Source organism: Pseudonocardia sp. 73-21 (assembly GCF_001899645.1).
Lineage (GTDB): Bacteria > Actinomycetota > Actinomycetes > Mycobacteriales > Pseudonocardiaceae > Pseudonocardia.
Map to the genome: position 1 here is coordinate 24639 of NZ_MKVV01000059.1, position 26076 is coordinate 50714.

The window sequence follows — 26076 nt, forward strand, 5'->3', positions numbered from 1 at the left end:
TCAGACCGGATGCTCGGCCAGGAAACCCAGCACCCGCTCGGACGCCTCCGGTCGGTGCTCCAGGAAGTAGGCGTGCCGGGCGCCCTCGAACGGCACCAGCCGTGCGCCGGGGATTCCCGCCGTGAGCAGCCCGGCGTTCCCGATCGGGCAGAACGCGTCGGCGGTGCCGTGCAGCACCAGCGTCGGCGCGGTGATCCGGCCGAGCTCGGCCGACGCGTCGTGCCGCGCACTGGCCCGCCGGTGCCCGCGCCGGGCCGCCAGCAGCAGCAACGGCTCACCCGCCTCGTCGACATCGAACGAGATGCGGGTGCCGTCGGCGGTCGTCGTGACGCTCACGGCGTGAGTCTGCCGGGTCGGTGCGGGCGCTACCGCACCAGCGTCGTCGCGAGCTCCTCGGCGGCGGCCGTACCGGCGTAGGGCAGGAACAACGACGGCTCGATCAGCTCCACCTCGAGCACGCAGAACCCGCCGGTGGCGTCCCGGACCAGGTCGACCCGGGCGTAGGCCGGTGTCCCCAGCCGCGCCGAGACCACGTCGAGGGCGGCCCGGGCCACCTCGACCTGCGCCGGAGTGGCGACGTGCTCGGCGTTGGTCTCGGTGGCGAACAGCCCGTCGATCACCCCTGCCCGCGGCAGGGCGACCCGTTTGGCGGCGGCGTGGCTGAACCGGCCGTCGAAGAAGAGCAGCGGCCATTCGCCGTCCGTGGCCACGGACTCCACGAACGGCTGCACCATCGCGACCAGCCCCGAGGCGTGCAGCCGGGCGACGTGTTCCCCCGCGAGTGCGTGCTGCTCCGCGTCGTAGGAGGCGGCGTCCCGGCTGCCCGCGCCGACGGCCGGCTTCACGACGAACTCCCCGGCCGGGAACGTCGCCGCCGATCCCGGTGCCACGAACTCGGTGGGGATGACCGGCACACCGGCCCCGGCCAGCTCGGCCAGGTACTGCTTGTCGAGGTTCCAGCGCACGGTGGCGGCGGGGTTCACCAGCTCGGTCGCCGCGTCGACCTCGTCGAGCCAGGTCAGGAACTCGGGCAGCCGCTGCGTGTAGTCCCAGGTCGAGCGCAGGGCCGCCCGGTCGAACCGCGACCAGTCCACGGCCGGGTCGTGCCAGTCGACGACGTCGACCGACACGCCCGTCCGCTCCAGCGCCGCCAGGGCCAGCGGCTCGTCCTCGTCCCTGCCCCGGGCGTCACGGGTGGTCACCCAGGCCAGCCGTTCGATCACCCGGCCAACCCTGTCAGCCTCCCGGAGTGATGACCACCTTCAGCGCCAGGTTGGCCGCCGCGTTCTTGAAGACGTCGTAGGCCTCGTCCATCTGGTCGAAGGTGAACGAGTGGGTGCCCATCTTCTCGGCCGGGATCCGGCCGCTGGCCACCATCTTGAGCAGGGTCGGGATGGACACGGTGTCGACCAGGCCCATCGTCAGCGTGACGTTGCTGATCCACATGTCCTGCATGGGCAGCTCCACCGGCGTGCCGTGCACGCCGACGTTGGCGATCGTGCCGCCGGGGCGCACCAGCGACGCGGCGGTGAGCAGCGTCTCGGGGTAGCCGACCGCCTCGATGGCGACGTCGACGCCGAGGCCGTCGGTGAGCGCGATGACGTCGGCGACGGTGCCCGGCCCGACCTCGACGGCGTCGGTGGCGCCGAACTCGAGCGCCTTCTCCAACCGGAACTTGTTGGTGTCGATCGCGATCACCTTGGACGCGCCCCACAGCCCGGTGGTGAGCACCGCGGACAGCCCGACGGCCCCCGCCCCGACCACGGCGACGGTGTCACCGGGCCGCACCCCGCCGGCGAGGACGCCGACCTCGTAACCCGTGGGCAGCGAGTCGGCCAGGAAGATCGCCTGCTCGTTGGTGACGTTCTCCGGCACCGCGTAGAGGGAGGTGTCGGCGTAGGGCACGCGGACGTACTCGGCCTGCGTGCCGTCGATGAGGTGCCCGAAGATCCAGCCGATGCCGCCGACGGTCTGGCAGTGCGACGGCATCCCGCGCCCGCAGTACTCGCAGCGGCCGCACTTCGTGATCGCCGGGACGAGCACGCGGTCGCCGACGGCGAACCCGCGGACGGCCTCGCCGATCTCGGTGACGGTGCCGACGGCCTCGTGGCCGAGGATGCGCCCGTCGGTGACGGCGGCGACGTCGCCCTGCAGGATGTGCAGGTCCGTGCCGCAGATGGTGGTCGTGTCGACCTTGACGACGACGTCGGTGGGTTCCTGGATCGCGGCGTCGGCCACGTCCTCCCACGCCTTGTTCCCTGGTCCGTGGTACACAAGTGCCTTCATCTGCTACCTCCGTTGGTCGCATCGCGTCGAATCCGACGCTAGTGGCGCCCGACACAGGCGACTGTCCGATCATGGGACGACCGGAGCTCCCGGGAGCGCGCGGAAGTGGATCACTGACCCGGATCCGGGACACCCGCGATCACGCGATGTAGCTGATCCCGAACGCGTCGATCTTGCGGTAGAGCGAGGACCGCGCGATGCCCAGCATCGCGGCGGCCTTGTACCGGTTGCCGCCCGACTCGTAGAGGGCCTGGATGATCGCGTCGCACTGCGCGGACTCCAGCATCGACAGCTTCGGGGCACGGGCGGCGAAGCACGACGCCGGCAGGTCGGGCGCCTGGATCACCCCGACGGGCTTGCGCGCGATCACGTACCGGAGCACGTCCTCCAGCTCGCGGACGTTGCCCGGCCACGCGTAGCCCTCCAGCACCCGGATCACCTGCAGGCTCAGCCGCAGCGACCGGCCGCCGGTGAGGCTGCGCAGGATCGACAGCGCGATCTCGCCCAGCTCGTCAGCCCGGTAGCGCAGGGCCGGCACCCGCACCGTCTCGTGGAAGTGGCGCAGCAGCAGGCCGTAGGGACGGGTGGCGTCGGCGGACACCGCGTCGACGCAGCCGACCACGATCAGCGCGCTCGGCATCGCCACGAGCGTGCGCAGCGACTCGTCGAGGCGGCGGGCGGCCACCGGCGAGAGCAGGTTCATCTGCCGCAGCACCAGCATGCGGGGCTGGTCGTCGAGATCGCGGGTGACCTGGGCGAGCGGGTCCGGGGCGCTGGCCGAGTCGCTCACCCCCGAGCAGTCCAGGCTGCGCAGCGTCCCGGTCGGGAACGTCCGGCGGAACTGCTCCACGGCCAGGGTGCGCTTGCCGACGCCGGCCTCGCCCATCAGCAGGTGGTGGCGGCGCTGGCCGACGCTCGTGGCCACCTCCTGACGGGCCCGCAGGTACGGGCTGAGCAGCTCGCGGTTGGCCCGCGCCCTGGCCTCGGCGTGCGCCCGCTCCGCCGAGGACGGCCCGTGCAGGTCGGCGGCGTAGTCGCGGCGCGCGGTGGACGCCACGTGCGACCCCTGGCGGCGCAGGGCGTCCGGGACCGCCCCGGCCTGCCGGGCCGCGGCGAGACCGCCGGCCAGAACGCAGCCGACGGTGGAGCCGTCCAGGCGCAGGGCCGTGACGCCCACCTCCGCGCAGTGGCCGGACGGCAGGTCGACGTGGCGGCTCCCGTGCCCGTCGGGCAGGACGGCGCCGGCGAGGGCCAGGTCGGCGAGGATCTGCTGGTCGTCGGCGGCGATCTTGCGGACGCCCGCGTTCGTGAGGACGAAGTCCCCGTCGGTGGCCACCACCCACTCCGCCCCGGCGCCGCAGGCGTCCGCGAAGCCGTCGTGCACCGAGCGCGCCACCCGGTGCCGGCGCGACGCCACCCTCTCGGCCACCTGGTCCGCGAGCAGCCGGGCCACGACCAGACCGGGGTGCGGCGCGGTGACGTGGGTGAGCACGACGACGACCGCCCCGTCGGGCACCAGCGCGGCCGCCTCGGCGAGCCACGTCAGGTCGGCGTGCAGGTGCTCCGCCCCGTCGACGCGGGCGTCCGAGCCCGTGTGGAGGGCGATCGCGGCGGCGGTGGTGCCCATGGCCGTCTCGTCGTAGCGGTAGCCCGGGACGAACCGGACGGCGTCGAGCACCTCGGCCAGCGCCCGCCCGCCGTCGCGCCGGACCCGCACCACCCCGTCGGCGTCGACCAGGGCCAGCGAGCAGCCGGCGTCGGGGTTGCGCCGGTGGAACTCCTCGAACACGTCGCCGGCGTCGGCCACCCCGGGGGCCGCGGCGTCGTGGCCGACGAACGGCGCCCCGACCGCGCGGACGTCGACGCCGGCCGACCGCTCCCAGGACGCCAGCACCTCGGCGCGCACCGACCCCGCGGCGGCACCGGGCCCGTCGGCCCAGAAGCGTCGCCGCGCGGACTCGACGTCCAGGGCGGTCACCGTGCCGACCCTAGAACGGTCCGGAGCCGCTGGACGTCTCGTTCTGCGTCCATCCCTGAGATGCTGGACGGACCCGAGCCGAGGAGACGACGCGATGCAGCGGCACCTGTACGACGAGGACCACGAGGCGTTCCGGTCGTCGTTCCGGACGTTCGTGGACAAGGAGATCGCCCCGCACGCCGCCGAGTGGGACGCCGCCGGGATCGTCTCCCGCGACCTGTTCACGGCCGCGGGCCGCTCCGGGTTCCTCGGCATGGAGATCCCCGAGGCCCTCGGCGGGGGCGGGGTGCACGACTTCCGGTTCAACGCCGTGATCTCCGAAGAGCTGATGCGCAGCGGGTACGGCGCCGTCGGCCTCGGTCTGACGCTTCACAACGACATCAGCCTGCCGTACTTCATGGCCTACTGCTCCGACGAGCAGCAGCAGCGGTGGCTGCCCGGCATCGCCTCGGGCGAGCTGATCACCGCGATCGCGATGACCGAGCCCGGCATCGGGTCCGACCTGGCGTCGATGACCACCACCGCGCGCCGGGAGGGCGACCACTACGTCGTCAACGGGTCGAAGACGTTCATCACCAACGGGATCAACGCCGACCTGGTGATCACCGCGGTGAAGACGGACCCCGCGCAGCGCCACCGCGGGATGTCGCTGCTGGTGCTCGAACGCGGGATGCCGGGCTTCGAGCGCGGCCGCAACCTCGACAAGCTCGGCCAGCACGCGCAGGACACCGCGGAGCTGTCGTTCACCGACGTCCGGGTTCCGGTTGCGAACCTGCTCGGCCCCGAGGAGGGCCAGGGCTTCACCCAGCTCGTGACGAACCTGCCGCAGGAGCGGCTGTCGATCGCCATCGGGGGAGTGGCGGCGGCGCGGGCGGCCCTGAGCTGGACGCTGGAGTACGTCAAGGAGCGCAGAGCTTTCGGCGCGCCGATCGGATCGTTCCAGAACTCGAAGTTCGTGCTCGCCGAGATCGCCACCGAGATCGACATCGCCCAGAGCTACGTCGACGACTGCGTCCGGGCGCTCGGCGACGGCGAGCTCACCGCGGTGGACGCGTCGAAGGCGAAGTGGTGGTGCACCGAGTTGCAGGGCCGGGTCGTCGACAAGTGCCTGCAGCTGCACGGCGGCTACGGCTACATGAACGAGTACCCGATCGCCCGCGCCTACGCCGACGCCCGCATCACCCGCATCTACGGCGGCACCACGGAGATCATGAAGGAGGTCATCGGTCGCGACCTGGGCCTGTGAGCGGTGGGACTACCGGGACGAGCAGGAACGAGTCGTGGTCGCCGCCGGTGTGGAGGACGTGGCGCCCCGCGTTGACGGTGTAGGCGTGCCGCTGGGCGAAGACCTGCTCGCCGTAGACGTTGAGGTCGTGGCCCTGCACCACGAGCCGCAGCGTCTCGCCGGCGCGGAAGAGCGTGCCCGACGGCCAGATCTCGACGTCGACGGGCACGATCTCGCCGGGGCTCAGGTGCTGGTCGCGCTGGTGGAGGTAGACGGGCCGCTCGGGCGTCGAGGCGGCCTCGTCGAGCTCGCGGCGGCCGACCCGCAGCCAGCCCAGCGCGACGTTGCCGTCGTCGAGGGTGGAGAAGAAGGGATACGGCACGACGTCGCCGCCCGCGTCGACCTTCCGGATCCCGACGAACAGGTCCATGTCGTGCGCGCCGACGGCCTCGACCCACAGGCGGAGGTTCATCGGGCCGGTCAGCTCCGTGTCGGCGTCGAAGCGGTGGTCGAACGAGACGCTGCCCTCGACCGCGTCGTAGTCGACCCATCCATCCTCTGTGGACAAGCCAGCGCGCAGTGACGCCGTGGCGGCGTCGAGGTGCAGCGGCGTGTAAGCGGTGCGGGCGAGCGGCCACTCCCGCTCGTCGCGGATCTCGCCGGTGCCGGCGCGGTCGCGGATCTCGAGCCGGACCGGCGGCCACTGCTCCACCTCGGTCGTCTCACCCTTGAGGAACCGGTCGAAGAACGCGACCTGCCGGGCCAGGCTGTCGGGGGCGTAATAGTGGGCCCACTTCTTGCGGCCGTGCACCTCCAGCCACTTCTGCGTCGAGGCGATGCGGCGGTAGCCCTCGAGGGTGCCGCGGGTGTGCAGGCCGTGGTCCGACCAGCTGGCGACGACGTAGGCAGGCACGTCGATCCTGCCGAGGTCGGCGACCTTGGAGCGCCAGTAGTCGTCGTAGAAGGGGTGGTTCATCGCGTTGGCGAGGACGTTCTCGACCTGGCCGTGGGTCTTGGCGATGAGCGGGCCGAGGAGGCCGCCGAACTGGGTCTCCGGGATGCCGCCGTGCGTGCCCACCTCGTAGTAGTTGTCATGGAAGCCTTCCCACGGGTTGATCGCGGCGAGATGCGGCGGGCGCAGCGCGGCCACTGCCCACTGGATCACCGCGTACCAGGAGACGCCGGACATGCCGACCTTCCCGTTGCTCCACTCCTGCACGCCGGCCCATTCGACGAGGTCGTAGCAGCCCTGGGCCTCCTCGGGTCCGAACATCGTGACGTCGCCCTCGGAGCCCCACGCACCGCGGGCGTCGGCGAGGATCACGCTGTAGCCGTGGCGCACCCAGAACACAGGGTCCGGCGTCTCGAACGCCGTGTGTGGTGACAGCGCGTCCAGGTCGACGTCGTGGCCCTCCCACGCCGCCCAGTCGAGTGCGCCGTGCTTGCCGTAGGGCGACCAGGCCACCAGTACGGGTGTCGCGGACACGGTCCCGGCGGGGGAGTAGCGGTCCACCAGCAGTTTCAGCCCGTCGCGCATCGGCACGGCGACGTTGCGCTCGATGCGGACGCCGTCCTCGACGGTGTCGGAGTACTCGGCTCCGGGCCAGCCGGCGGCCTCGGGCGGGATGCCGGGCATGAAGATCACGGGCTCTGTGGACACGGCTGCTCCTACGTCGTCGGATGGGAGGTCCAGTGAAGTGGCTCACAGGGTGGGCCCGCTCGGTCTGCCGGACCAACGACGGGATCCGACTCTGCTCCGCGGTACAGGACGCCGGCCGCTTCAGGGGCCTGTACTGCAAGCACCACAGCCGCTCCAGGAGGAGAAGCCGATGACGACCACAGAATCCGCCGTGCTGAACCCGGATGTCCTGGTGCGCCGCGCCGCCGAACTGCGTCCGCTGTTGCGCGCCAACGCCGAACGCGGTGAGGACGACCGCCGGGTGCCGGACGAGAACATCCAGGCGATCCAGGACGCCGGCATCTACCGCCTCCCGGTGCCCCGACGCTGGGGCGGGCACGAGGCGTCGTTCACGACGTTCATGACGGTGAGCGAGGAGATCGGCCGCGGCGACGGGTCGACCGGCTGGGTCACCGCGCTGATGAGCGTCTGCGGATGGATGGTCGGGCTCTACCCCGAACAGGCCCAGCGCGACGTGTGGGGCGCGAACCCGGACGCGCGGGCGTGCGGTGTGCTCGCTCCGACCGCGGCGACCCGTGCCGTCGACGGCGGGCAGGTCGTCACCGGCGCGTGGGGCTTCGCGTCCGGTTCGGCGCACTCGCAGTGGGCGATGCTCGGCATCCCGGTGGTGGACGCCAACGGTGACCAGCTGGACCAGGGCCTCGCGCTGATCCCGATGGGTGACCTGACGTGCAAGGACACGTGGTTCGTCGCGGGCCTGCGCGGCACCGCGAGCAACACGCTCGTGGCCGACGAGGTGTTCGTGCCCGACCACCGGATCCTCTCGGTGGGTCAGGCGCTCGCCGGGGTGTACGCCACCGAGCACGACGACGAGTCGCTGTACCGGTCGGCGTTCGTGCCGGTGCTCGCGCTCATCCTCGTCGGCCCGCAGATCGGCATGGCCCGGGCCGCGCTCGACGTGGTCACCGAGATGCTGGCGAAGCACAAGCCGATCTCGTACACGTTCTACAACGACTCGGCTGCGGCGCCGACCACGCAGCTCAACCTGGCCGAGGCTGCCGAGCTGATCGACACCGCGCACCTGCACGCGATGCGGGCGGCCGGCGACATCGACGAGTGGGCGGCGGCGCCGCACCACATGGACCGGCTGACCCGCACCCGCGTCCGGATGGACACCGGCTACATCGCCCGCCGCTGCCGGGAAGCCATCGACCTGCTGGTCAGCATCGGCGGGGCGAGCAGCTTCGCGGAGAAGAACCCGCTGCAGCGCATCTGGCGGGACCAGGAGACCGGCAGTCGGCACGCCGTGGTGAACTCGTCGATCGCGGCGGAGATCTACGGGCGCGAGCTGCTCGGGGCGGAGGAGCAGATCACGGCTCTGATCTGAGAACGACGTCGCCGAGCAGTCTCGCGAGGAGGAGGGCGGCGTGCAGTTCGAAGCGTCGCCGTCCGACCTCCCGTCCGAGCAGTTCCTCGGCGCGTTTGATGCGGTAGTTCACGGTGCCGCGGGCAACGTGGAGCTCGGCCGAGACGGTGGCGAGGCTGCGTTCGGCGTCGAGGTAGTGCAGCAGGGTCTCGCGCAGGACGGCCGCCTGGTCGGTGGGCGCGCCCAGCCCGGCCAGCTCGCGGCGGACGAACTCGCCGGCGCGGGTGAGGTCCGCGGCCAGCAGCGCGACCGCCGCGACGTCGGCGTAGTCGGTGAGCCACGCGGCCCGGTCGCCGGCGAGCCGGCTGAGCCGCTCGGCCAGCACGGCTTCGTGATGGCTGCGGCGGAACCCGTCGACGCCGCGACCGGGTAGTCCGCAGGCCACCCGGACGGAGGCGGCGCGTTCGATCGCGGTCGCGGGCGCCTCCGGCCGGGGCACCGCTCCCCACGCCCAGAGACCACTGCTCCCGACGGGCACGACCAGGGTCGAGGTGGCGCCGCGGCGGTGCAGGACGTCGACGGCCACGCGTTGCAGTTCCGACGTGCCCGCGGGCGCGCCGGGTTCGGTCCACAGCGTCACGGCGACGTGGTGGCGGTCGAGCTCGTAACCGAGCACGCCGCTCGCGGCCCGGACGTCGACGGGTTCCTCGGACAGGATCCGGCGGACCGTCTCGTCGCGGGCGGCCGCGGCGCTGGTGACCCACCGGTCGCGCTCGGCGAGGTACTCCAGCACCATCGCGTCGGCGAAGCTGTCGATGAACCGGAAGAGGTCCTCCGACACCGCCTTCATCTCGTCGGCCAACCGGGCGGTGTCGACGAGGGTCTCGCAGCCGACGAGGAAAGCGTGCGCCATCCCGGCGTGGCCGAAGCGGATCCCGCGCAGCACCTTGTCCAGCGCGATGTTGCGGCGGACGAACTCCCGGTCGCCCTCCAGTGCCTCCTCGGTGATCGGCACCAGCGCGGCGTCGGGGAAGGCCAGGAGCACCAACGAGCGCATCGTCGACGATTCGGTGCCCATCCGCAGTGTCTCAAACGGGCCGTCACCGCCGCCGAAGGCCGGGATCTCGCGGATGATCGTGGTGGCCAGGTCGTGGCCGACCTCGATCGCCCAGCGCGTCGGCCCCTCCCCGACGTGCGCGACGGTCTGGGCGACGGTCGGAGCCGCGCTGGCCGCGCGGTCGAGCGCGACCTCGCCGCGTGGGGCCAGGCGCAGGAGCCAGTCGCGCTCGGGCTTCACGCCAGCTCGGCTCGCAGCAGCTGCGCGGCGTCGCTCATGGCTCGCATCTTGCCCTCCGCGGATGCGCGGGGCAGGTACTTCATCCCGCAGTCGGTGGCGAGGACGACCTGCCCCGGCGGGATGCGGTCGAACGCGCGACGGGTGCGGGCGGCCACCTCCTCCGCGGTCTCGATCTCCGGCGTGGACAGGTCGATCACCCCGAGGATGATCGTCTTGTCGGTCAGGTCGGAGAGCACCTCGAGGTCCAGGCCGGACTGGGCGGTCTCGATCGAGATCTGGTCCACCGGGCAGCCGGCGAGCTCGGGCAGGAACGAGTAGCCCTCCGGCCGCTCGTGGATGATCGCGGCGTAGCCGAAGCAGATGTGCACGGCGGTGGTGCCGGTGACGCCCTCCAGCGCCGCGTTCAGCGCGGCGAGGCCGTAGGCGCGGGCGGCGTCGGGACGGGCCTGCATGTAGGGCTCGTCGATCTGGACGATGTCGGCACCCGCGGCGTGCAGGTCCCGGATCTCGGCGTTGACGGCCACCGCGTAGGCCATCGCGGCCGCCTCGGCGTCCGGGTAGTGGTCGTTCTGCGCCTGCTGGCTCATGGTGAACGGGCCGGGCACCGTCATCTTGATCGTGCGGTCGGTGTGGGCGCGCAGGAACCGCAGGTCGTCGACCTGCACCGGGTGCGGCCGAGCGATGGGGCCGGTGATGCGCGGCACCGGGTTGGGGTGGCCGCTGCGGTCCAGCGCGACGCCGGGGTTGTCGACGTCCACGCCGTCCAGGGCGGTGGCGAAGTGGTTGGAGTAGCTCTCCCGGCGGATCTCGCCGTCGGTGATGATGTCGAGCCCGGCGTCCTCCTGCGCGCGGATGGCGAGCAGGGTGGCGTCGTCCTGGGCCTGCGCGAGGAACTCCGGGTCGACGCGCCACAGCTCCGTCGCCCGGACGCGGGGCGGGAAGCGGCCGGCGAGCCTGGAGCGGTCGATGAGCCAGTCGGGCTGGGCGTAGCTGCCGACGAGCGAGGTCGGGAGCAGCGGCGTGGCCATGTCAGCCCACCGGCTGGAGGACGAAGTCGTACCGGGCCTCGAGCCACGGCACCGCGGAGCTGCCCCCGTCGGGGGTCGGGCCCGGCTCGCGCTCGGTGAACGCGACCACCAGCTCGGGCTTCGTGCCGAACACCACGTCGGAGTCGAGGTACTGAGCGCCCTCCCGGAACAGGTGCGTGATCAGCGGCTCGTACCCGGGCACGTTGAGCAGGAAGTGCACGTGGGCGGGGCGGTAGTGGCTGATCGCGGTGCGGCTGATCAGCTCACCGACCGGGCCGTCCATCGGGATCGCGTAGCCCTTCGGGGCGATCGTGCGCACGCAGTACGCGCCGTCGCCGCGGGCGGTGTACTTCGCGCGCAGCCGGGCCTCGTCGACGGGGAGCTGGGCCTCGTAGGCGCCGTCGTCGTCGGCCTGCCACACGTCGAGCACCGCACCGCCGACGGGCGTGCCGTCCAGTCCCCGGACCGTGCCGTGGACGTAGAGCGGGACGCCCGGCAGCCCCTGCGACATGTCGGCCCCGAACTCCAGCTCGGGCGATCCGGCGATGTGGAACGGGCCGAGCACCGTGGCGGGGGTCGCCGCGGCGTCCAGGTCGTGGTTCATCGAGACGACCAGCATCGAGAGCCCGAGCACGTCGGAGGCGAGGATGAACTCCTCGCGCTTGTCGTCGCTGATCTGCCCGGTGGCGGTCAGCCACTGCACGGCCGCCATCCACTCGGCCTCGGTGAGCCGGACCTCGCGGGCGAAGTCGTGCAGGTGGCGGACCAGCGCCGTCAGGACCTCCCCGGTGCGCGGGTCCTTGGCGGTGGCCCAGCGCGACACGGCCAGGTCGGTGATGGTGTCCTCGGTGACGGCGTCCATGTCAGCTCCCTCGGTAGGGGTCGGGGTCGACGGACCGGTTGTTCAGGTCCACCGACAGGAAGATGTCGTTGCCGACGGGATGGCGCAGCTCCTCGGCGAGCTGCCCGATCAGCCCGGCGGTGCGGGCGAGCAGGGCGAACCCTCGCAGCAGTTCCAGGGGCAGCCCGAGATCGGCCAGCGCGGCCCCGCAGACGCCGGCGCCGTTGAGCGGCAACGTCCTGCCGAGCACCTGGGGATGCACGCGGCCGATGGCGGCGAACAGCTCCAGGTGCGGGCCCCGCAGGCCCTCCTCCTCGGCGATCGCGAACAACCGGGGTGTGCGGGGGTCGCCGTTCTTGTGCACGTGGTGGCCGAGGCCGGGCACGAACCTCTTCGCCGCCCGTTGCGCGGTGACGGTCTCCAGCGCGAGGGCGTCCCAGCCGGCGTCGTCGGTCGGGGTCCCGGCGGAGGCGAGCACCTCGTGCAGGAACCGCCCGCAGTCCTCCGTCACGCCGAGGAACCGTGACCCTCCGCCCAGCAACCCGGCCGCGAGCGCGCCCTGCACGGAGTCCGGCGCCGAGAGGTAGGTCAGGCGCGTGACGATGGCCGTGGGGGTGAAGCCGTGGTCGGCCAGGGCGGCCAGCACGGCCTCGAACACCCTGGTCTCGCCCGTGGACGGGCGGCGCTGGGTGGCCAGCCAGAACGCCAGCTCCCCGAACCCGACCGTCCCCATCACGTCCTCGGCGAGGTCGTGGCCGAGCAGCGTGATCGTGTCCAGCGACGAAGCCCCGAGCGCGGTGGGGTAGTCAGGCATTGTCAGCCAGCCATTTCCGCAGCTCCGCACCGTGCTCGTCGAGCTCGGGCGGGGGCAGCGCGTAGTCGACGGGGGTGGCGGAGAAGCGGATCGGGTGCCGCGTCGTCGGCACGGCACGCTCACCTTCGCCGACCTCGACCACCGGGTCCAGCTCGAACTTCTCGGCCATCGCGAACCCGCCGTCGATCGTGTTGATCGGGCCGCACGGCACGCCCGCCTCGACGAGCAGGTCGAACCACTCCGCCGCACCGCGGGTGACGAGCCGGTCGGTCAGGATCGGGCGCAGCTCCTCCCGGTTCCGCGTGCGGTCGGCGTTGCGTGCGAACCGCGGGTCGTCGGCGATCTCGGGGATCCCCAGCACGACGCAGAGCTTGCGGAACTGGCCGTCGTTGGCCGCGGCCACGATGAGGTCGTTGTCGGCGGTGGGCAGCGGCTCGTACGGGAACACGCTGGGGTGCGCGTTGCCCATGCGCAGCGGCACCACCCCGCCCGCGACGTAGGCGGAGCTGTGGTTGACCAGCCCCGTCAGCGCCGACGACAGCAGGTTGACCTCCACGTGCTGGCCCTCGCCGGTGGCGTCGCGGTGGCGCAGCGCGGCGAGGATGCCGATCACGGCGTGGTTGCCCGCCATCACGTCGAACACCGAGATCCCGGCGCGGTAGGGCGGCCCGTCCGGGTCGCCGGTGAGGCTCATCAGGCCCGAGATCGCCTGCACCATGAGGTCGTAGCCCGGCACCTTCGCCCCGGCACCGGCCCCGAAACCGCTGATCGACGCGTAGACGACGCCGGGGTTCGCCGCGTGGACCGCGTCGAAGTCGAGCCCGTACTTCGCGAGGCCGCCGGGTTTGAAGTTCTCGATGACGACGTCGGCGCGGCGGGCCAGTTCCCGGCCCGTCGCGGCGTCGGCGTCGTCGCGCAGGTCGAGCGCGATCGACCGCTTCCCGCGGTTGACGCCGAGGTAGTACGTGGACACCTCACCGCGCACCGGGGGCATCCAGGTGCGCGTCTCGTCGCCGTGGGGCCCCTCGACCTTGACGACGTCGGCGCCCATGTCGGCCAGCAACATCGTGGCGTACGGGCCGGCGAGCACGCGGGAGAAGTCCGCGACCAGCAGCCCGGCCAGCGGTCCCGTCCGGGGATCAGCCACCGTGCGTGCTCTCGCTCTTGTAGTCGGTGTAGGTGTAGGGGTTGTCGAGCACCTCGGCCGTGGGCACGTCCGGGTTCATGCCCTTCTCCCAGGCCTCGTCCCCGAGCGACCTGCGCAGGTGCTCCACCGTCCGATCGACTCCTGTGCGGGCCGCGGGCAGGTCGACGTCGACGAGCTTGTGGTCGCGCTTCACGATCCGCCCGTTCACCAGCACGGTGTGCACGTCGCCGCGCTGGGCCTGGAACGCGACGTGGCCGTGCGGGTTGAGCAGCGGGAACATCACCGGCGAGGCGTCGTTCTTGATCAGCACGACGTCGGCCTTCTTGCCCACCTCGAGGCTGCCGAGATCGGTCTCGCGGCCCAGCGCGCGGGCGCCGCCGCGGGTGGCCCATTCCACCACCTGCTCGGCGCGCAGCGACGCGTGCGTGACGGTGTCGCCCGTGGCGTGCGCCTTCATGTGCTCGCGGGAGCGGTCGGCGCCCAGCGTGCTGCGCATCGCGGAGAACAGATCGCCGCTCCACCACACCGAGGTGTCCATCGACAGCGAGACCGGGATGCCGTGGGCCCGGATCGCCCACGTGGGTGGGTAGCCCTGGCCGGCGCTCTGCTCGCTCTCGGTGGAGACGGAGATCGAGCCGCCCGTCGCGGCGATGCGGTGGTAGGAGTCGGCCGACAGCGACGCCGCGTGCACGTAGACCGTCTCCGGGGTCATGAAGCCGTGGTCGTGCATGAGCCGGATGCCGTCGTCGCCGGTGGCGCCCCAGACCCCGGCGTGCGTGGTGACCGGCACGCCGAGCTCGCGGGCCACCTCGAACGCGGGCTTCTCCGGGAACGCCGGGTCGCCGGTGACGTCGAAGGCGAGCTGCAGGTCGAGCTTGCCGCCGCCGGTGCGGCGGGAGACGAAGTCGCGGAACTCCGGCGTGGCCGTCCAGTTCGCGGGGGCGTCCTGGATGTTGCCGTAGGCCAGCACGAACCGGCCGGGCACCGCCTCGAGCGCGTCGACGGCGGCGTCGGCGTGCTGGGTGGTCTGCAGCCCGTGCGACCAGTCGACCGTGGTGGTGACGCCGGCGTCGATCGCCTCGATGGCGCTGAGCAGGTTGCCCGCGTAGACGTCCTCGGGGCGGAACGTCCTGCCCCACTCCAGGTAGTACCAGACGAAGTACTGCGTGAGCGTCCAGTCGGCGCCGTAGCCGCGCATGGCGGTCTGCCACATGTGCCGGTGGGTGTCGATCATGCCCGGCATCACGATGCCGCCCGTCGCATCGATCTCGACGGCGCCCTCCGGCACGGCCAGCCGCGGCCCGATCGCCGCGATCCGGTCGTCGACGACCAGCACGTCGTGGCCGGTGAGCACGCTCCGGCGCTCGTCGACCGTCAGGACGGTGCCTCCGCGGAGGACGACAGAACCCATGAGACCGCTCCTCGGGATGTCCGCTCGCCGGACAACTGTCCGGTCAACGGAGTCTTGGCCATCGGGCCGGGGCCGTCAACCCCGCAGTCCGGTCGGGAGGCCATCGTGTGCGGCACCGTGTCGAGCCGCGCGAAGTCGGCGCTGATCTCGCCCGCGGCCTGCAGCAGCAGCGGGAGGTGGTCGCTCAGCAGGCGCTCGACCGGGGTCTCGGCGGCGTGGCAGTTGACGTTGATGCCGGCGATCACGCGGCCGTTCCCGTCGCGCAGGGGGGCGGCGACCGACCGGATGCCGAGGGTGAGCTGCTCGTCGGTGAGCGCCCAGCCCCGGGCCCGCACCTCGCGCAGCTCGGCGTCGCGCTCGGCCCGGTCGGGCTGCCAGCGCGGGGTCAACCCGGACCGCGTGGGCTGGGCGAGCACCGCATCCAGCTCGGCCGCCGTCATCGCCGCGAGCTGCACCTTTCCCAGCGAGGTCGGCAGGGCGGGGAAGCGGGTGCCGATCTCCACGGCCAACGACACGATCTTCGGCACGGCGACGCGTGCGACGTAGACGATGTCGGAGCCGTCGAGCTGGGCGATGGAGCAGGACTCGTTCGTGCGGGCGACGAGGCGTTCCATGTGCGGGCGCGCGACGTCCCACAGCCCCATCGACCGCACGTACGCGACACCCAGCTCCAGTACGCGAGGGGTGAGCGAGAAGCCGTGCTCGCCCTGGCGGACGTAGCCGAGCTCGGCGAGCGTCAGCAGGATCCGCCGGGCCGTCGGCCGGGCCAGGTCCGCGGCCGTCGCGACGTCGCTCAGCGACATCGCGGGGCGGTGCGGGCGGAACGCGCGGATCACGTCCAGGCCGCGGGCCAGCGCCTCGATGAAGTCCGGACCGGTGTCGGGACGGGGTGCCATGCCGGACAGAGTAGAGGCACCGGAGCCGACCGGCGGACGATTGTCCGCCGGTCGGCTCGGTGTGGGTTACAGCAGGATCAGACGAGGTCGTACCGGTCGGCCTGCATGACCTTGTCCCACGCCGCCACGAAGTCCTTGACGAACTTCTCGCGTGCGTCGTCGGAGGCGTAGACCTCCGCGAGCGCGCGCAGCTCGGAGTTCGAGCCGAACACGAGGTCGGCGCGGCTGCCGGTCCACTTCACCGCACCCGAGGCGTCGTGGGCCTCGAACGCGTCGTCGTCGCCGGTGGACTTCCACTCGATGTCCATGTCGAGCAGGTTGGTGAAGAAGTCGTTGGTCAGCGTGCCCGGCGCCGAGGTGAGCACACCGGTGCTGGACTGCTTGGTGTTGGCGCCCAGGACGCGCAGGCCACCGACCAGGACGGTCATCTCCGGGGCGCTGAGGCCCAGCAGGTTCGCGCGGTCCACGAGCAGGTACTCGCCGGGGAGGCGGTCGCCCTTGCCGCGGAAGTTGCGGAACCCGTCGACGGTCGGCTCCAGGTAGGCGAACGACTCGACGTCGGTCTTCTCCTGGGTGGCGTCGGTGCGGCCGGGGGTGAACGGGACCGACACCTCCACGCCGCCGTCCTTCGCGGCCTTCTCGACGGCGGCCACGCCACCGAGCACGACGAGGTCGGCGAAGGAGACCTTCTTGCCGCCGGCCGCCGAGGCGTTGAAGTCGGCCTGGACGGTCTCCAGCGCGCTGATCACGACCGAGAGCTGGTCGGGGTCGTTGACCTCCCAGGCGCGCTGCGGCTGCAGGCGGATGCGGCCGCCGTTGGCCCCGCCGCGCTTGTCGCTGGTGCGGAACGAGGAGGCCGCCGCCCACGCGGTGGCGACGAGCTGCGACACCGTCAGACCCGAGGCGAGGATCTTCTCCTTGAGCGACGCGATGTCGGCGGCGTCGACCAGCGGGTGGTCGACGGCCGGCACCGGGTCCTGCCAGAGCAGCTCCTCCTGCGGCACGAGCGGGCCCACGTAGCGCTGGATCGGGCCCATGTCGCGGTGGGTGAGCTTGAACCAGGCGCGGGCGAACGCGTCGGCGAACTCGGCCGGGTTCTCGTGGAAGCGACGCGAGATGGGCTCGTAGATCGGGTCGGCCCGCAGGGCGATGTCGCTGACGAGCATCGTCGGGTAGCGGTTGAGCTCACCGGTCTCGGGGTCGGGGATGGTGTTGGCGCCGCCGCCGTTCACCGGCCGGAACTGCCAGGCACCGGCGGGGCTCTTCTCCAGCTCCCACTCGTAGCCGAACAGGTTGTCGAAGTACAGGTTCGTCCACTTCGTGGGCTCGGCGGTCCAGGTGACCTCGAGGCCGGAGGTGATCGTGTCGCGGCCCTTGCCCTTGCCGAAGCCCTGCTTCCAGCCCAGGCCCTGCTGCTCGATGGGCGCGCCCTCGGGCTCGGGTCCGACGTTGTTGTCGACGTCCGGGTTGGCGGCGCCGTGGGTTTTGCCGAAGGTGTGCCCGCCGGCGATCAGCGCGACGGTCTCCTCGTCGTTCATCGCCATGCGGCCGAACGTCTCGCGGATGTCGCGGGCCGAGGCCAGCGGGTCCGGGTTGGCGTTGGGGCCCTCCGGGTTGACGTAGATCAGACCCATCTGGACCGCGGCCAGCGGGTTCTCCAGGTCGCGCTCACCGGTGTAGCGCTCGTCGCCCAGCCAGGTGCGCTCCGGGCCCCAGTAGACGTCCTCGTCCGGTTCCCACACGTCCGTGCGACCGCCACCGAAGCCGAAGGTCGTGAAGCCCATCGTCTCCAGGGCGCGGTTGCCCGTGAAGATCATGAGGTCGGCCCAGGAGACCTTCTGGCCCCACTTCTTCTTCACCGGCCACAGCAGGCGGCGGGCCTTGTCGAGGTTGCCGTTGTCCGGCCAGCTGTTGAGCGGCGCGAAGCGCTGCATGCCGGCACCCGCTCCACCGCGGCCGTCGTTGACGCGGTAGGTCCCGGCGCCGTGCCACGCCATGCGGACCATGAACGGGCCGTAGTGCCCGAAGTCGGCCGGCCACCAGTCCTTGGAGTCCGTCAGCACGGCGTCGACGTCGGCCGCCAGCTCGTCGAGGTCGACGGAGGCGAAGACCTTCGGGTAGTCGAAGTCCGCGTCGAGCGGGTTCGCGGCGGCGGGGTGCTTGCGCAGGATCTTCAGGTTGAGCTGGTTGGGCCACCAGTCGGTGTTGCCCGCGCCCTCGGTGGGGTGGCCGAGACGCCCGTGGTCGACGGGGCAGCCGCCCGCCTCCTCGGTGTTCATGCTCTTCTCGACGGTGGTGTGGTCGTCAGACACGAGAATTTCCTTCCCAGAACGAGGGTGTGCTCAGGCACTGCGTGTGGCGGATGTGGTGGAGCAGTCGGGGCACAGGCCCCAGTACACGACCTCGGCCTCGTCGATCGTGAAGCCGTGGTCGTTGGACGCGGTGAGGCAGGGGGTGTCACCGGCGGCGCAATCGACGTCGCCGATGGCTCCGCACGACCGGCAGACGACGTGGTGGTGGTTGTCGGCGACCCGTGACTCGTAGCGTGCCAGGGAGCCCGACGGCTGGATGCGCCGTACCAGGCCGGCCGTGGTGAGCGCCCGGAGCACGTCGTAGACGGCCTGGTGGGACACGTCACCGAGGTTCGCACGGACGGCACCGATGATCGAGTCGGTGTCGGCGTGCGGACGGTCGTGCACCGCCGCGAGAACGGCCAGCCGGGGACGCGTCACGCGCAGGGCGGCCCCCCGCAGCATGCTCTCGAAGTCCGGTGGTGTCGGCACGCCCGCAGTGTGTCCCCTTATCTGGAATCGGTCAAGAATCCCTCTGTCTCATCGCGAGACACGATCGGGACGGAGTGCGGGCGGACCGGCACGAACGACGCGACCGGCGCCCGGGACGGGGCCCGGCACGGGATGGTCGGCGGGTACGTCGTCGTCCCGTCGGGCACCGGGCTGGTCGGCGGCCTCTACGGCCCGGCGACGTACGCGCCCCGGGCCCGAACCGGTACGGCGCCGACCCCCGGCTGGTGCCGGCGGGCCAGAGCGGCCAGTTCCGGCAGGTCGCGGGCGAGCACGTCGTCCTCGGACCCGACGGCGCTGCCCTCGGCGGCGGCCCCGAGCCAGACCTCCCCGGTCGCGCCGTCGATCGTGATGAGGTCGCCCGCGCGGAACAGCACCTCGCCGCGCTCGTCGCGGAAGTCGCCGTAGGGCCCGTCGGCGCCGGTGGCGGGGTGGCGGGTGAACACCACGCCGGTGCCGGACGCGCCGTCGAGGTTGCCGAACACCATCGCCTGGACGTTCACGGCCGTGCCGAGGTCGTCGGGGATGCCCTCGTGGGTGCGGTAGGCGCGGGCCCGGGGGCTGTCCCAGCTGCGGAAGACGGCCTCGACGGCGCCGCGGAGCTGGTCGTGGGGTCGTCCGGGATGTCCGTGGCGGCCTTGATCTCCGCGACCCGCGCCCGCAGGCCGTCGACGTCGGTGGTGCGCGGAAGTCCGCGAGGATCGGCGTCTCGACCGGGCCGGGGCTCACGCAGTTGCTGCGGATGCCGCGCGGCAGCAGCCGGGCGGCGAGCTCCAGGCCGTAGCGGTGCACGAGCTGCTTAGACAGCTGGTAGGCGGTGGGCCCGTCCAGGTCGGCGGCCCAGGTGAGCAGCTCCTGCCGACCCGAACGACCCGTCGGCGCTGGAGCCCGGCGAGATCCTGGTCGCGCCGATCACCGACCCGTCCTGGACGCCGCTGCTCGTCGCCGCGGGTGCCGTCGTCGTCGACGTCGGAGCGCCGTTCTCGCACGCGGCGATCGTCAGCCGCGAGCTCGGCATCCCGTGCGTCGTCTCCGCCACCGACGCCACAGGGCGCATCCCCGACGGCGCCCTGATCGAGGTGGATGGCACCACGGCCACCGTCACGATCGTAGAATCGCCGTCATGATCTTCATTGTGGTCAAGTTCCCGGTCAAGCCCGAGCACTCCGACTCGTTCCTGGACGACGCCCGGGAGTTCACGCTCGCCACCCGGGCGGAGGAGGGCAACATCTTCTTCGAGTGGGCGCGCAGCGTGGAGGACGAGCACACGTTCGTCCTCACCGAGGCGTTCCAGGACGGGGCCGCGGGTGCCCACGTCAACTCCGACCACTTCACGAAGTTCGTCGGCTGGGCGCCCGACGTCGTGTCGGCCACCCCGTCCATCGTCAGCGTCTCCGACGTGCCCGGCGACGGCTGGGGCGAGATGGGTGAGATCACGCCGCGATGATTTCCGGGCCTCACGGCGGTCACCACTGGTATCCACAACCAGGAGGAGACCGCCGTGAGCCTGCCGCAGATCGTGTCCCGCGAGGAGTGGACCGCTGCCCGCACCGCCCTGCTCGCCGACGAGAAGGCACTGACCCGCGCCCGTGACGCGCTGAACACCCGGCGCCGCGAGCTGCCGATGGTCGAGATCGAGAAGGACTACGTCTTCGACGGCCCCGAGGGCACGGTCGGTCTGCTGGAGATGTTCGACGGCCGCCGCCAGCTGATGGTCGGCCACTTCATGTTCGACCCGGAGTGGGACGCCGGCTGCCCCAGCTGCAGCGCGGGCGCCGACGAGTGGTCGCCCGGCCTCCAACGTCACCTCGGGGCGCGCGACACCACGCTCGTCCACATCTCCCGGGCGCCGCTCGAGAAGATCGAGCGCTACAAGGCCGAGAAGGGCTGGGGTATCCGCTGGTACTCGTCCTACGGCAGCGACTTCAACTACGACTTCGGTGTCTCGTTCGACGCCGCGCGCGGCCCCGCCGTCTACAACTACCGCCCGATGGACGAGCCGTACACCGGTGAGCTGCCCGGCCTGAGCTGCTTCCTCCGCGACGGCGACCGCGTCTTCCACACCTACTCGCAGTTCGCGCGCGGGGCGGAGTCCACCGGCGGGTCCTACTACTTCCTGGACCTGACCGCGCTGGGCCGGCAGGAGGAGTGGGAGGAGCCCAAGGGCCGCGTCGACCACGCCCGTCCGGCCACCCCGAACTTCGAGGAGTAGATCTGTTCCACGTGAAACACGACGGCCCCGGCACCAGGTCGTGGTGCCGGGGCCGTCCCGGTGTGCAGGAGCGCTCAGCCGAAGCTGTTGCCCTGCGTCATCGACTCACCGGACATGGCCTTCTGCGCCAGCTCGGTCATCGTCTTGGCGGTGTCGAGCGCCGACAGCGCACCCACGTCGTTCTGGCCGACGTAGGACGCCGGGTCCGTCGACGGGCCGGAGATGTTGTTGGTCCCCTCGACCGAGGACATGTCGGGAAGGGCCGGGGCCCCGGGCAGCGCGGGGAGCGCGGACGCGTCCGGCAGGGCCGAGGCGTCCGGCAGCGCCGGGGCGGCGGGAACCGACGGGCCCGCCGTCGTCAGCGTCGGCATCTCGAAGGTGACGAGAGCGGGCAGGTCCGACGCGTTCGTCGGAGCGGCCGGCAGCGCTGCCAGCATGTTCTGCACCGCCGAGGCGTCCGGCGCGGCGGGCAGGGAGCCCAGCCCGTCGGGGCCCGGGGCGGCGGGGAGCTCGGGGGCCGCGAACGCGGGGCCGGCGAGGCCGGCACCGATGGCGGCGATTCCGGCGGCCGCGGCGGTCGTGCGCAGGGTGCGCCGGGCGAGGCTGCTCATATGGAAGAACCCTTCGTGCTGGGGAGCGTCGAGACGAAACGGTGATCTTCCGGGCCAACGAACGATACGGTGGCCGGTTGTCTCTGCTCACCCTGTCGGTGCGGGCGTTCACCCGAACCGGATCCGGTCTCACTCCAGGTAGGCGGGGCGGACCGGGACGGGTGACGTGGCGGTGGTTGACGGGCGGAGCCGCCGGGGTCCGGGGATGACGTGGAGTCCACCGGTGCCGCATGATCGGCGGCATGGCGAGGTCGGTGTGGTGGGGCCTGGGGGTCGGGGTCGGGGCCGGGTTCGGCGCGGCGTCGGCCGGCGTCGGGTGGTTCTACTCCTCGGTGCTGCTCGACCCGACGCAGCGGCCGGTGTACCCGGAGCGCGTCCTCGCCGTCGGACCCGCGTCGATCACGCTGGCGGCCACGCGGCTCGCGGCACAGCCGGGCACCTGGGGCCTGCGCTGGCCCGAGGGGCTCGCCGTCATGGGACCGGTCACGGCCGCGCGGGACGGCGAGGTGGTGCGGACGCTGCTGGGTGGTCACCGGCCCGTCCCGGGCACCACCGCGGTGCTCGACACCGGGCCCTTCGACCCGGATCCCTCCGCCCGCGGTCTCGCGTTCGAGACCGTCGACGTGGCGACGCCGCTGGGTCCGTCGCCGGCGTGGCTCGTGCCGGCGTCCCGTGACACCTGGGTGATCATGATCCACGGTCGCGGCGGGTCCCGGCGTGAGGCGCTGCGGGTGCTGCCCGCCCTGCACGGGCTCGGGTTCCCGGTGCTGGTGCCGACCTATCGCAACGACGAGGAGGCCCCCGCCAGCCCCGACGGCCACTACCACCTCGGCGACACCGAGTGGCTCGACGTCGAGGCCGCCGTCGAGCTCGCGCTGGAGCGGGGCGCCCGGCGGATCGTGCTGTTCGGCTGGTCCATGGGCGGGGCCATCACGGCGGCGTTCCTGGACCGGTCGGTGCACGCGTCGCTCGTCGACGCGATGGTGTGGGACGCCCCGCTCGTCGACTGGCGGGCCACGCTGCGCCTGCAGGCCCGCAACCGGCGGCTCCCGCCGGGGCTCACCCCTTTCGCCACCACGGCCACGCGGATGCGGATCGGCATCGACTTCGACCGCTTCGACCTGCGGCGCCGCCCACCGGCCGTGCGGCCGCCCACGCTGATCGTGCACAGCACCGAGGACACCGCCGTGCCGGTGGGCCCCAGCCGCGCACTGGCCGCCGTCGCCGCGTCGCTGGACTGGCCGATCGAGTACCTGGAGGTGCCCGACGTGGAGCACACCGCCTCGTGGAACGCCGACCCCGAGGCCTACGAACGGGCCGTCGCCGGCTTCCTGGAGAGGGTGCTGCGCTGACGCCGGGAGACACTCCTGGCACGATGGGGTGGTGACCGAACCAGGCAAGCTCACCGCGACGCTGCGGACGAACCAGGGCGACATCGTCATCAACCTGTTCCCCGACCACGCGCCGAAGACGGTGGAGAACTTCACCGGGCTCGCCACCGGCGAGAAGTCCTACACCCAGCCCAACGCGAGCGGCGGCGACTCCGGCCCGTTCTACGACGGCTCGGTGTTCCACCGCGTCATCTCCGGCTTCATGCTCCAGGGCGGCGACCCCACCGGCACCGGCCGCGGCGGCCCCGGCTACCAGTTCGCCGACGAGTTCCACCCCGACCTGCGCTTCGACAAGCCGTACCTGCTGGCCATGGCCAACGCGGGCCCCGGCACCAACGGCTCGCAGTTCTTCATCACCGTCGGCCCCACCCCGCACCTCAACCGCAAGCACACCATCTTCGGTGAGGTGGCCGACGCCGAGTCCCGCGCGGTCGTCGACGCCATCGCCACCACGGCCACCGACCGCTCGGACCGGCCGCTCAACGAGGTCGTCATCCAGCACGTCGAGATCACGTCCTGAAGCAGTGCCCACCACGCAGGCCACGATCACAGCACCGATCGCAGCCGCGTCCCCGGCCGGGGAGCACTAGGCCGTGACCTCGCCCGTAGGCCCGCCGCCGTACCCGTCCCGGGGTCCGGCGGCGGTCTGCGTCCGGCACCCCGACCGGGCCACCGGGCTCAGCTGCGTCCGCTGCGGACGCCCCGCCTGCCCGGAGTGCCTGCGGGAGGCCTCCGTCGGCTACCAGTGCGTCGACTGCGTGGGCCAGACCGCCCAGGGCGCCCGCCGCGCCGCCACCGTGGCCGGCGCCGAGGCCGTCACGTCGCGGCGCCCGATCGTCGTGTGGACGCTCATCGCCCTCAACGTCGCCGTCTACGCCCTCACGGTCGTGCAGGCGGGCAGCATCTCCGACAACTTCCGGTCGCCGCTCTTCGCCGACTGGCAGCTCGCGCCGCTCTACCTCTCCGCGTACGGCCAGTGGTGGCGCGTCATCACGTCCGGGTTCCTGCACATCGGCCCGCTGCACATCGCGTCCAACATGTTCGCGCTGTGGGTGCTCGGCCGCGACATGGAGACCGTGCTCGGCCGGGGCCGGTTCATCGCGCTCTACATGATCTCGCTGCTCGGCGGCTCCGCCGCGGTGGTGCTGTGGGGCGCCCCCGACCAGCCCGTCGCCGGCGCGTCCGGAGCCGTGTTCGGGCTGATGGGCGGCCTGCTCGTGGTGCTGCTGCGGCTCAGGCGGCCCGTCGGTCAGGTCGTCGCGCTCATCGTGATCAACCTGGTGATCAGCCAGGTCATCCCCAACATCTCGATCACCGCCCACATCGGCGGCCTCGTCGTCGGGGCGCTGGTGGCCGCGGCGCTCGTCTTCACCCCGCCCCGCAGCCGCACCGCGCTGCAGGTGGGGGCGCTGTCGGGCATCACCGTGGTGCTGCTGGCGCTCATGGCCGTCGCGTCCTTCTAGGGCCGTAATTCCAGGAGCTGGGGCGCGACGTCCTCCGGGTCGGCGTTGAGTTCGAGGCGCCCGAAGACCAGCAGGCGCTCGTCGCCGCCCGCCGTCCGCGTGTCGATCTCCAACAGCGAGCTGTCGCGCCCCAGCCTGCGCACACGGAGCACGCGTACGCCCTGCACGAGCGGCCACGGGTGGTGGCGGGCGCGCAGCAGGCCGCCGACGGTCAGCCCGTCGGCGTCGACCTGCAGCCGGGGCCGGGCGCGGCTGCCGAACAGCGACGCGACGCCGATGCCCACCGTCGCGATGCCGGCGATGAGCCGCCCCGCCGGATCGCTGCCGGCGATCCACAGCGCCGTGCACCAGCCGGCCGCGGCGACGGTGAGGACCCACCCCGCGACGACGAGCCCAGCCGCCGGGCTCCACTGGCGAACGGCCCAACCTTGATCACTCAACGTAACTTATCCACAGTGGTTGTCCACACTGGGGACTACTTACACCGCTGTATTTCTGCAGGTCAGCGCCATCTCATGGTCATCAACAGGCCGATTACTATGAGTGAGAAGCCGATGAGGAAGTTCCAGGAACCGAGCGCCGTCATGAAGGGGATGGACGGTCCGGCGAGGTAGTTGACCACCAGCCAGATCAAACCGAGGGCCATCAGACCCAGCATCACCGCGACGTAGACGGGGTTGGTGGGCCCCGCGACCTTGACCGGCGTGGTGGACCGGCCCTCGCCCGGCGGCGGCGTGTAGACGGGCTTCTTGCGGACCCTGGACTTCGGCATCGTGGAGACCTCGCGTGATGGAGTTACCGCCGGGTTCTTCGGCGACCCGGGCGTGTCTGCGTCCACGGTATCGCGTCGGGCCCGCGTGATTCACGTCCAGCGGTGCGCGATGTCCACGACGACGCGATTCGGACGCCGATCGCTGTCCTGGACCCGGCGAGCGCTCACTGGGCCCGGTGCGGGCCGGGGTGGGTGCGCGCTCGGGGTTGCGGCACGGATCCCCGGGGTTCAGGCGCGGGCGCTGAGCTCCGCCATCTCCGCCGTCAGGGTCACCACGTCGGCCTCGGGGGCGGGGTGGCCGGCGCTCGCCATCCAGTTGGCCAGCATCCGGTGGCCGCCCTCGGTGAGCACCGACTCGGGGTGGAACTGGACGCCGTGGATGGGCAGCTCGCGGTGGCGCAGGGCCATGATCACGCCGCCGTCGGTGCGGCCGGTGACCTCCAGCTCGTCCGGCACGGTGTCGGGGCGGATCGAGAGCGAGTGGTAGCGCGTGGCCACGAACGGGTCGGGCAGCCCGGCGAGCACCCCGGCGCCCGCGTGGTGCACCAGCGACGTCTTGCCGTGCAGCAGCTCCGGTGCCCGCTCCACCACCCCGCCGTAGGCCGCGCCGATGGCCTGGTGGCCCAGGCACACCCCGAGCAGCGGGAGCTGCCGGTCAGCGGCGCGCCGGATCACGTCGATGCTGGAGCCCGCCCGCTCCGGCGTGCCCGGGCCGGGGCTGACGAGCACGCCGTGCACCTCGTCCAGCTCGTCGAGATCGACCTCGTCGTTGCGCCGCACCCGGGTCTCCGCGCCGAGCTGCGCCAGGTACTGGACGAGGTTGTAGACGAAGCTGTCGTAGTTGTCGATCACGAGGACGCGCATGGCACCAGTGTCCTGCATCGTGGGTGGAGCGGTC

At 72.1% G+C, this 26076-nt stretch carries 26 protein-coding genes and 2 pseudogenes; 8 read left to right on the forward strand and 20 right to left on the reverse strand.

Going from position 1 to position 26076, the window contains the following annotated elements; all coding sequences use genetic code 11:
• The 4 genes from BGP03_RS19310 to BGP03_RS19325 all read right to left on the reverse strand — a co-directional run bounded on the left by BGP03_RS19310 (position 1) and on the right by BGP03_RS19325 (position 4264).
• Positions 1–336 carry a hypothetical protein gene (locus BGP03_RS19310; protein ID WP_296375318.1) on the reverse strand — a complete coding sequence of 112 codons (336 nt, stop codon included), beginning with the start codon at positions 334–336 and terminating at the stop codon, positions 1–3.
• A 29-nt stretch (positions 337–365) separates the two neighbouring features.
• Positions 366–1223 carry a hypothetical protein gene (locus BGP03_RS19315; RefSeq protein WP_298799800.1) on the reverse strand — a complete coding sequence of 286 codons (858 nt, stop codon included), beginning with the start codon at positions 1221–1223 and terminating at the stop codon, positions 366–368.
• Between the two features lie 13 nt (positions 1224–1236).
• Complete coding sequence (locus BGP03_RS19320) at positions 1237–2286, reverse strand: alcohol dehydrogenase catalytic domain-containing protein (RefSeq protein ID WP_296375322.1); 1050 nt, start codon at positions 2284–2286, stop codon at positions 1237–1239.
• 139 nt (positions 2287–2425) lie between these two features.
• On the reverse strand, positions 2426–4264 hold the full coding sequence (locus BGP03_RS19325; RefSeq protein ID WP_296375324.1) for a helix-turn-helix domain-containing protein: 1839 nt from the start codon (positions 4262–4264) through the stop codon (positions 2426–2428).
• Between the two features lie 94 nt (positions 4265–4358).
• Here BGP03_RS19325 and BGP03_RS19330 point away from each other — a divergent pair, with 94 nt between their 5' ends.
• Positions 4359–5510 (forward strand): acyl-CoA dehydrogenase family protein, encoded by a 1152-nt coding sequence (locus BGP03_RS19330; RefSeq protein ID WP_296375327.1) that lies wholly within the window; start codon positions 4359–4361, stop codon positions 5508–5510.
• Here BGP03_RS19330 and BGP03_RS19335 read toward each other — a convergent pair.
• Positions 5485–7149, reverse strand: a complete 1665-nt coding sequence (locus BGP03_RS19335; protein ID WP_296375329.1) for a CocE/NonD family hydrolase — start codon at positions 7147–7149, stop codon at positions 5485–5487. The genes BGP03_RS19330 and BGP03_RS19335 overlap by 26 nt on opposite strands.
• 169 nt (positions 7150–7318) lie before the next feature.
• Between BGP03_RS19335 and BGP03_RS19340 the strand changes: the two genes are divergently transcribed.
• Positions 7319–8515: an acyl-CoA dehydrogenase family protein gene (locus tag BGP03_RS19340; protein ID WP_298799799.1), complete on the forward strand. Its 1197-nt coding sequence runs from the start codon at positions 7319–7321 to the stop codon at positions 8513–8515.
• Here the strand turns inward: BGP03_RS19340 and BGP03_RS19345 are convergent.
• The 11 genes and pseudogenes from BGP03_RS19345 to BGP03_RS35995 form a co-directional block, all read right to left on the reverse strand.
• Entirely contained in the window at positions 8499–9791 is a 1293-nt protein-coding gene (locus BGP03_RS19345; RefSeq protein ID WP_298799798.1) for a helix-turn-helix domain-containing protein, read from the reverse strand. The two genes, BGP03_RS19340 and BGP03_RS19345, sit on opposite strands and share 17 nt — an antisense overlap.
• Complete coding sequence (locus BGP03_RS19350) at positions 9788–10819, reverse strand: 5-methyltetrahydropteroyltriglutamate--homocysteine methyltransferase (RefSeq protein ID WP_296375335.1); 1032 nt, start codon at positions 10817–10819, stop codon at positions 9788–9790. The genes BGP03_RS19345 and BGP03_RS19350 overlap by 4 nt, the downstream gene beginning before the upstream one ends.
• A gap of 1 nt (position 10820) precedes the next feature.
• Positions 10821–11681, reverse strand: coding sequence for a dioxygenase (locus BGP03_RS19355; protein WP_296375337.1), 861 nt, complete (start codon positions 11679–11681; stop codon positions 10821–10823).
• 1 nt (position 11682) lies between these two features.
• Positions 11683–12474, reverse strand: a complete 792-nt coding sequence (locus tag BGP03_RS19360) for a citryl-CoA lyase (protein WP_296375339.1) — start codon at positions 12472–12474, stop codon at positions 11683–11685.
• The gene (locus BGP03_RS19365) at positions 12467–13621 is read right to left on the reverse strand and encodes a CaiB/BaiF CoA-transferase family protein (protein ID WP_298799797.1); all 1155 of its coding nucleotides are present in this window, start codon (positions 13619–13621) and stop codon (positions 12467–12469) included. Before BGP03_RS19365 ends, BGP03_RS19360 begins: the two co-directional genes overlap by 8 nt.
• Positions 13614–15032: an amidohydrolase family protein gene (locus BGP03_RS19370; protein ID WP_298799796.1), complete on the reverse strand. Its 1419-nt coding sequence runs from the start codon at positions 15030–15032 to the stop codon at positions 13614–13616. The genes BGP03_RS19365 and BGP03_RS19370 overlap by 8 nt, the downstream gene beginning before the upstream one ends.
• Positions 14996–15928: an IclR family transcriptional regulator C-terminal domain-containing protein gene (locus BGP03_RS19375; RefSeq protein ID WP_298799795.1), complete on the reverse strand. Its 933-nt coding sequence runs from the start codon at positions 15926–15928 to the stop codon at positions 14996–14998. The genes BGP03_RS19370 and BGP03_RS19375 overlap by 37 nt, the downstream gene beginning before the upstream one ends.
• A 77-nt stretch (positions 15929–16005) precedes the next feature.
• Positions 16006–18207, reverse strand: a complete 2202-nt coding sequence (gene katG / locus BGP03_RS19380; RefSeq protein ID WP_296375414.1) for a catalase/peroxidase HPI — start codon at positions 18205–18207, stop codon at positions 16006–16008.
• Positions 18208–18270: 63 nt separating this feature from the next.
• Positions 18271–18711, reverse strand: a complete 441-nt coding sequence (locus tag BGP03_RS19385; protein ID WP_296375359.1) for a Fur family transcriptional regulator — start codon at positions 18709–18711, stop codon at positions 18271–18273.
• 413 nt (positions 18712–19124) lie between these two features.
• Positions 19125–19343, reverse strand: a pseudogene (locus BGP03_RS35990) (PEP/pyruvate-binding domain-containing protein); the annotation flags it as partial.
• Positions 19344–19425: 82 nt separating this feature from the next.
• Positions 19426–19581 (reverse strand): annotated as a pseudogene (locus tag BGP03_RS35995) (SDR family oxidoreductase); the annotation flags it as partial.
• A gap of 29 nt (positions 19582–19610) precedes the next feature.
• Here BGP03_RS35995 and BGP03_RS19395 point away from each other — a divergent pair.
• From BGP03_RS19395 to BGP03_RS19405, 3 genes are read left to right on the forward strand one after another with little or no spacing between them, the layout of a single operon-like run.
• Positions 19611–19856, forward strand: a complete 246-nt coding sequence (locus BGP03_RS19395; protein WP_296375416.1) for a PEP-utilizing enzyme — start codon at positions 19611–19613, stop codon at positions 19854–19856.
• Positions 19853–20176, forward strand: a complete 324-nt coding sequence (locus BGP03_RS19400) for a putative quinol monooxygenase (protein ID WP_296375361.1) — start codon at positions 19853–19855, stop codon at positions 20174–20176. Before BGP03_RS19395 ends, BGP03_RS19400 begins: the two co-directional genes overlap by 4 nt.
• 54 nt (positions 20177–20230) lie before the next feature.
• Positions 20231–20941 (forward strand): DUF899 domain-containing protein, encoded by a 711-nt coding sequence (locus BGP03_RS19405; RefSeq protein ID WP_296375364.1) that lies wholly within the window; start codon positions 20231–20233, stop codon positions 20939–20941.
• Between the two features lie 74 nt (positions 20942–21015).
• On the opposite strand, the gene BGP03_RS19410 is transcribed toward BGP03_RS19405, so the two are convergent.
• Positions 21016–21552 carry a hypothetical protein gene (locus BGP03_RS19410; RefSeq protein WP_296375366.1) on the reverse strand — a complete coding sequence of 179 codons (537 nt, stop codon included), beginning with the start codon at positions 21550–21552 and terminating at the stop codon, positions 21016–21018.
• Positions 21553–21794: 242 nt separating this feature from the next.
• On the opposite strand from BGP03_RS19410, the gene BGP03_RS19415 reads away from it, so the two are divergent.
• The 3 genes from BGP03_RS19415 (at position 21795) to BGP03_RS19425 (ending at position 24406) form a co-directional block, all read left to right on the forward strand.
• Positions 21795–22904, forward strand: coding sequence for an alpha/beta fold hydrolase (locus BGP03_RS19415; RefSeq protein WP_298799794.1), 1110 nt, complete (start codon positions 21795–21797; stop codon positions 22902–22904).
• A 31-nt stretch (positions 22905–22935) separates the two neighbouring features.
• Complete coding sequence (locus BGP03_RS19420) at positions 22936–23463, forward strand: peptidylprolyl isomerase (protein ID WP_298799793.1); 528 nt, start codon at positions 22936–22938, stop codon at positions 23461–23463.
• A 73-nt stretch (positions 23464–23536) separates the two neighbouring features.
• Positions 23537–24406: a rhomboid family intramembrane serine protease gene (locus tag BGP03_RS19425; RefSeq protein WP_298799792.1), complete on the forward strand. Its 870-nt coding sequence runs from the start codon at positions 23537–23539 to the stop codon at positions 24404–24406.
• On the opposite strand, the gene BGP03_RS19430 is transcribed toward BGP03_RS19425, so the two are convergent.
• From BGP03_RS19430 to BGP03_RS19440, 3 genes are all read right to left on the reverse strand, one after another.
• On the reverse strand, positions 24403–24846 hold the full coding sequence (locus tag BGP03_RS19430) for a PH domain-containing protein (RefSeq protein ID WP_298799791.1): 444 nt from the start codon (positions 24844–24846) through the stop codon (positions 24403–24405). The genes BGP03_RS19425 and BGP03_RS19430 overlap by 4 nt on opposite strands.
• A 62-nt stretch (positions 24847–24908) precedes the next feature.
• A complete protein-coding gene (crgA, locus tag BGP03_RS19435; RefSeq protein WP_296375375.1) occupies positions 24909–25178 on the reverse strand; it encodes a cell division protein CrgA in 270 nt (89 codons plus the stop codon).
• 228 nt (positions 25179–25406) lie between these two features.
• Positions 25407–26042: an aminodeoxychorismate/anthranilate synthase component II gene (locus BGP03_RS19440; RefSeq protein WP_298799790.1), complete on the reverse strand. Its 636-nt coding sequence runs from the start codon at positions 26040–26042 to the stop codon at positions 25407–25409.
• Positions 26043–26076 lie beyond the last annotated feature (34 nt).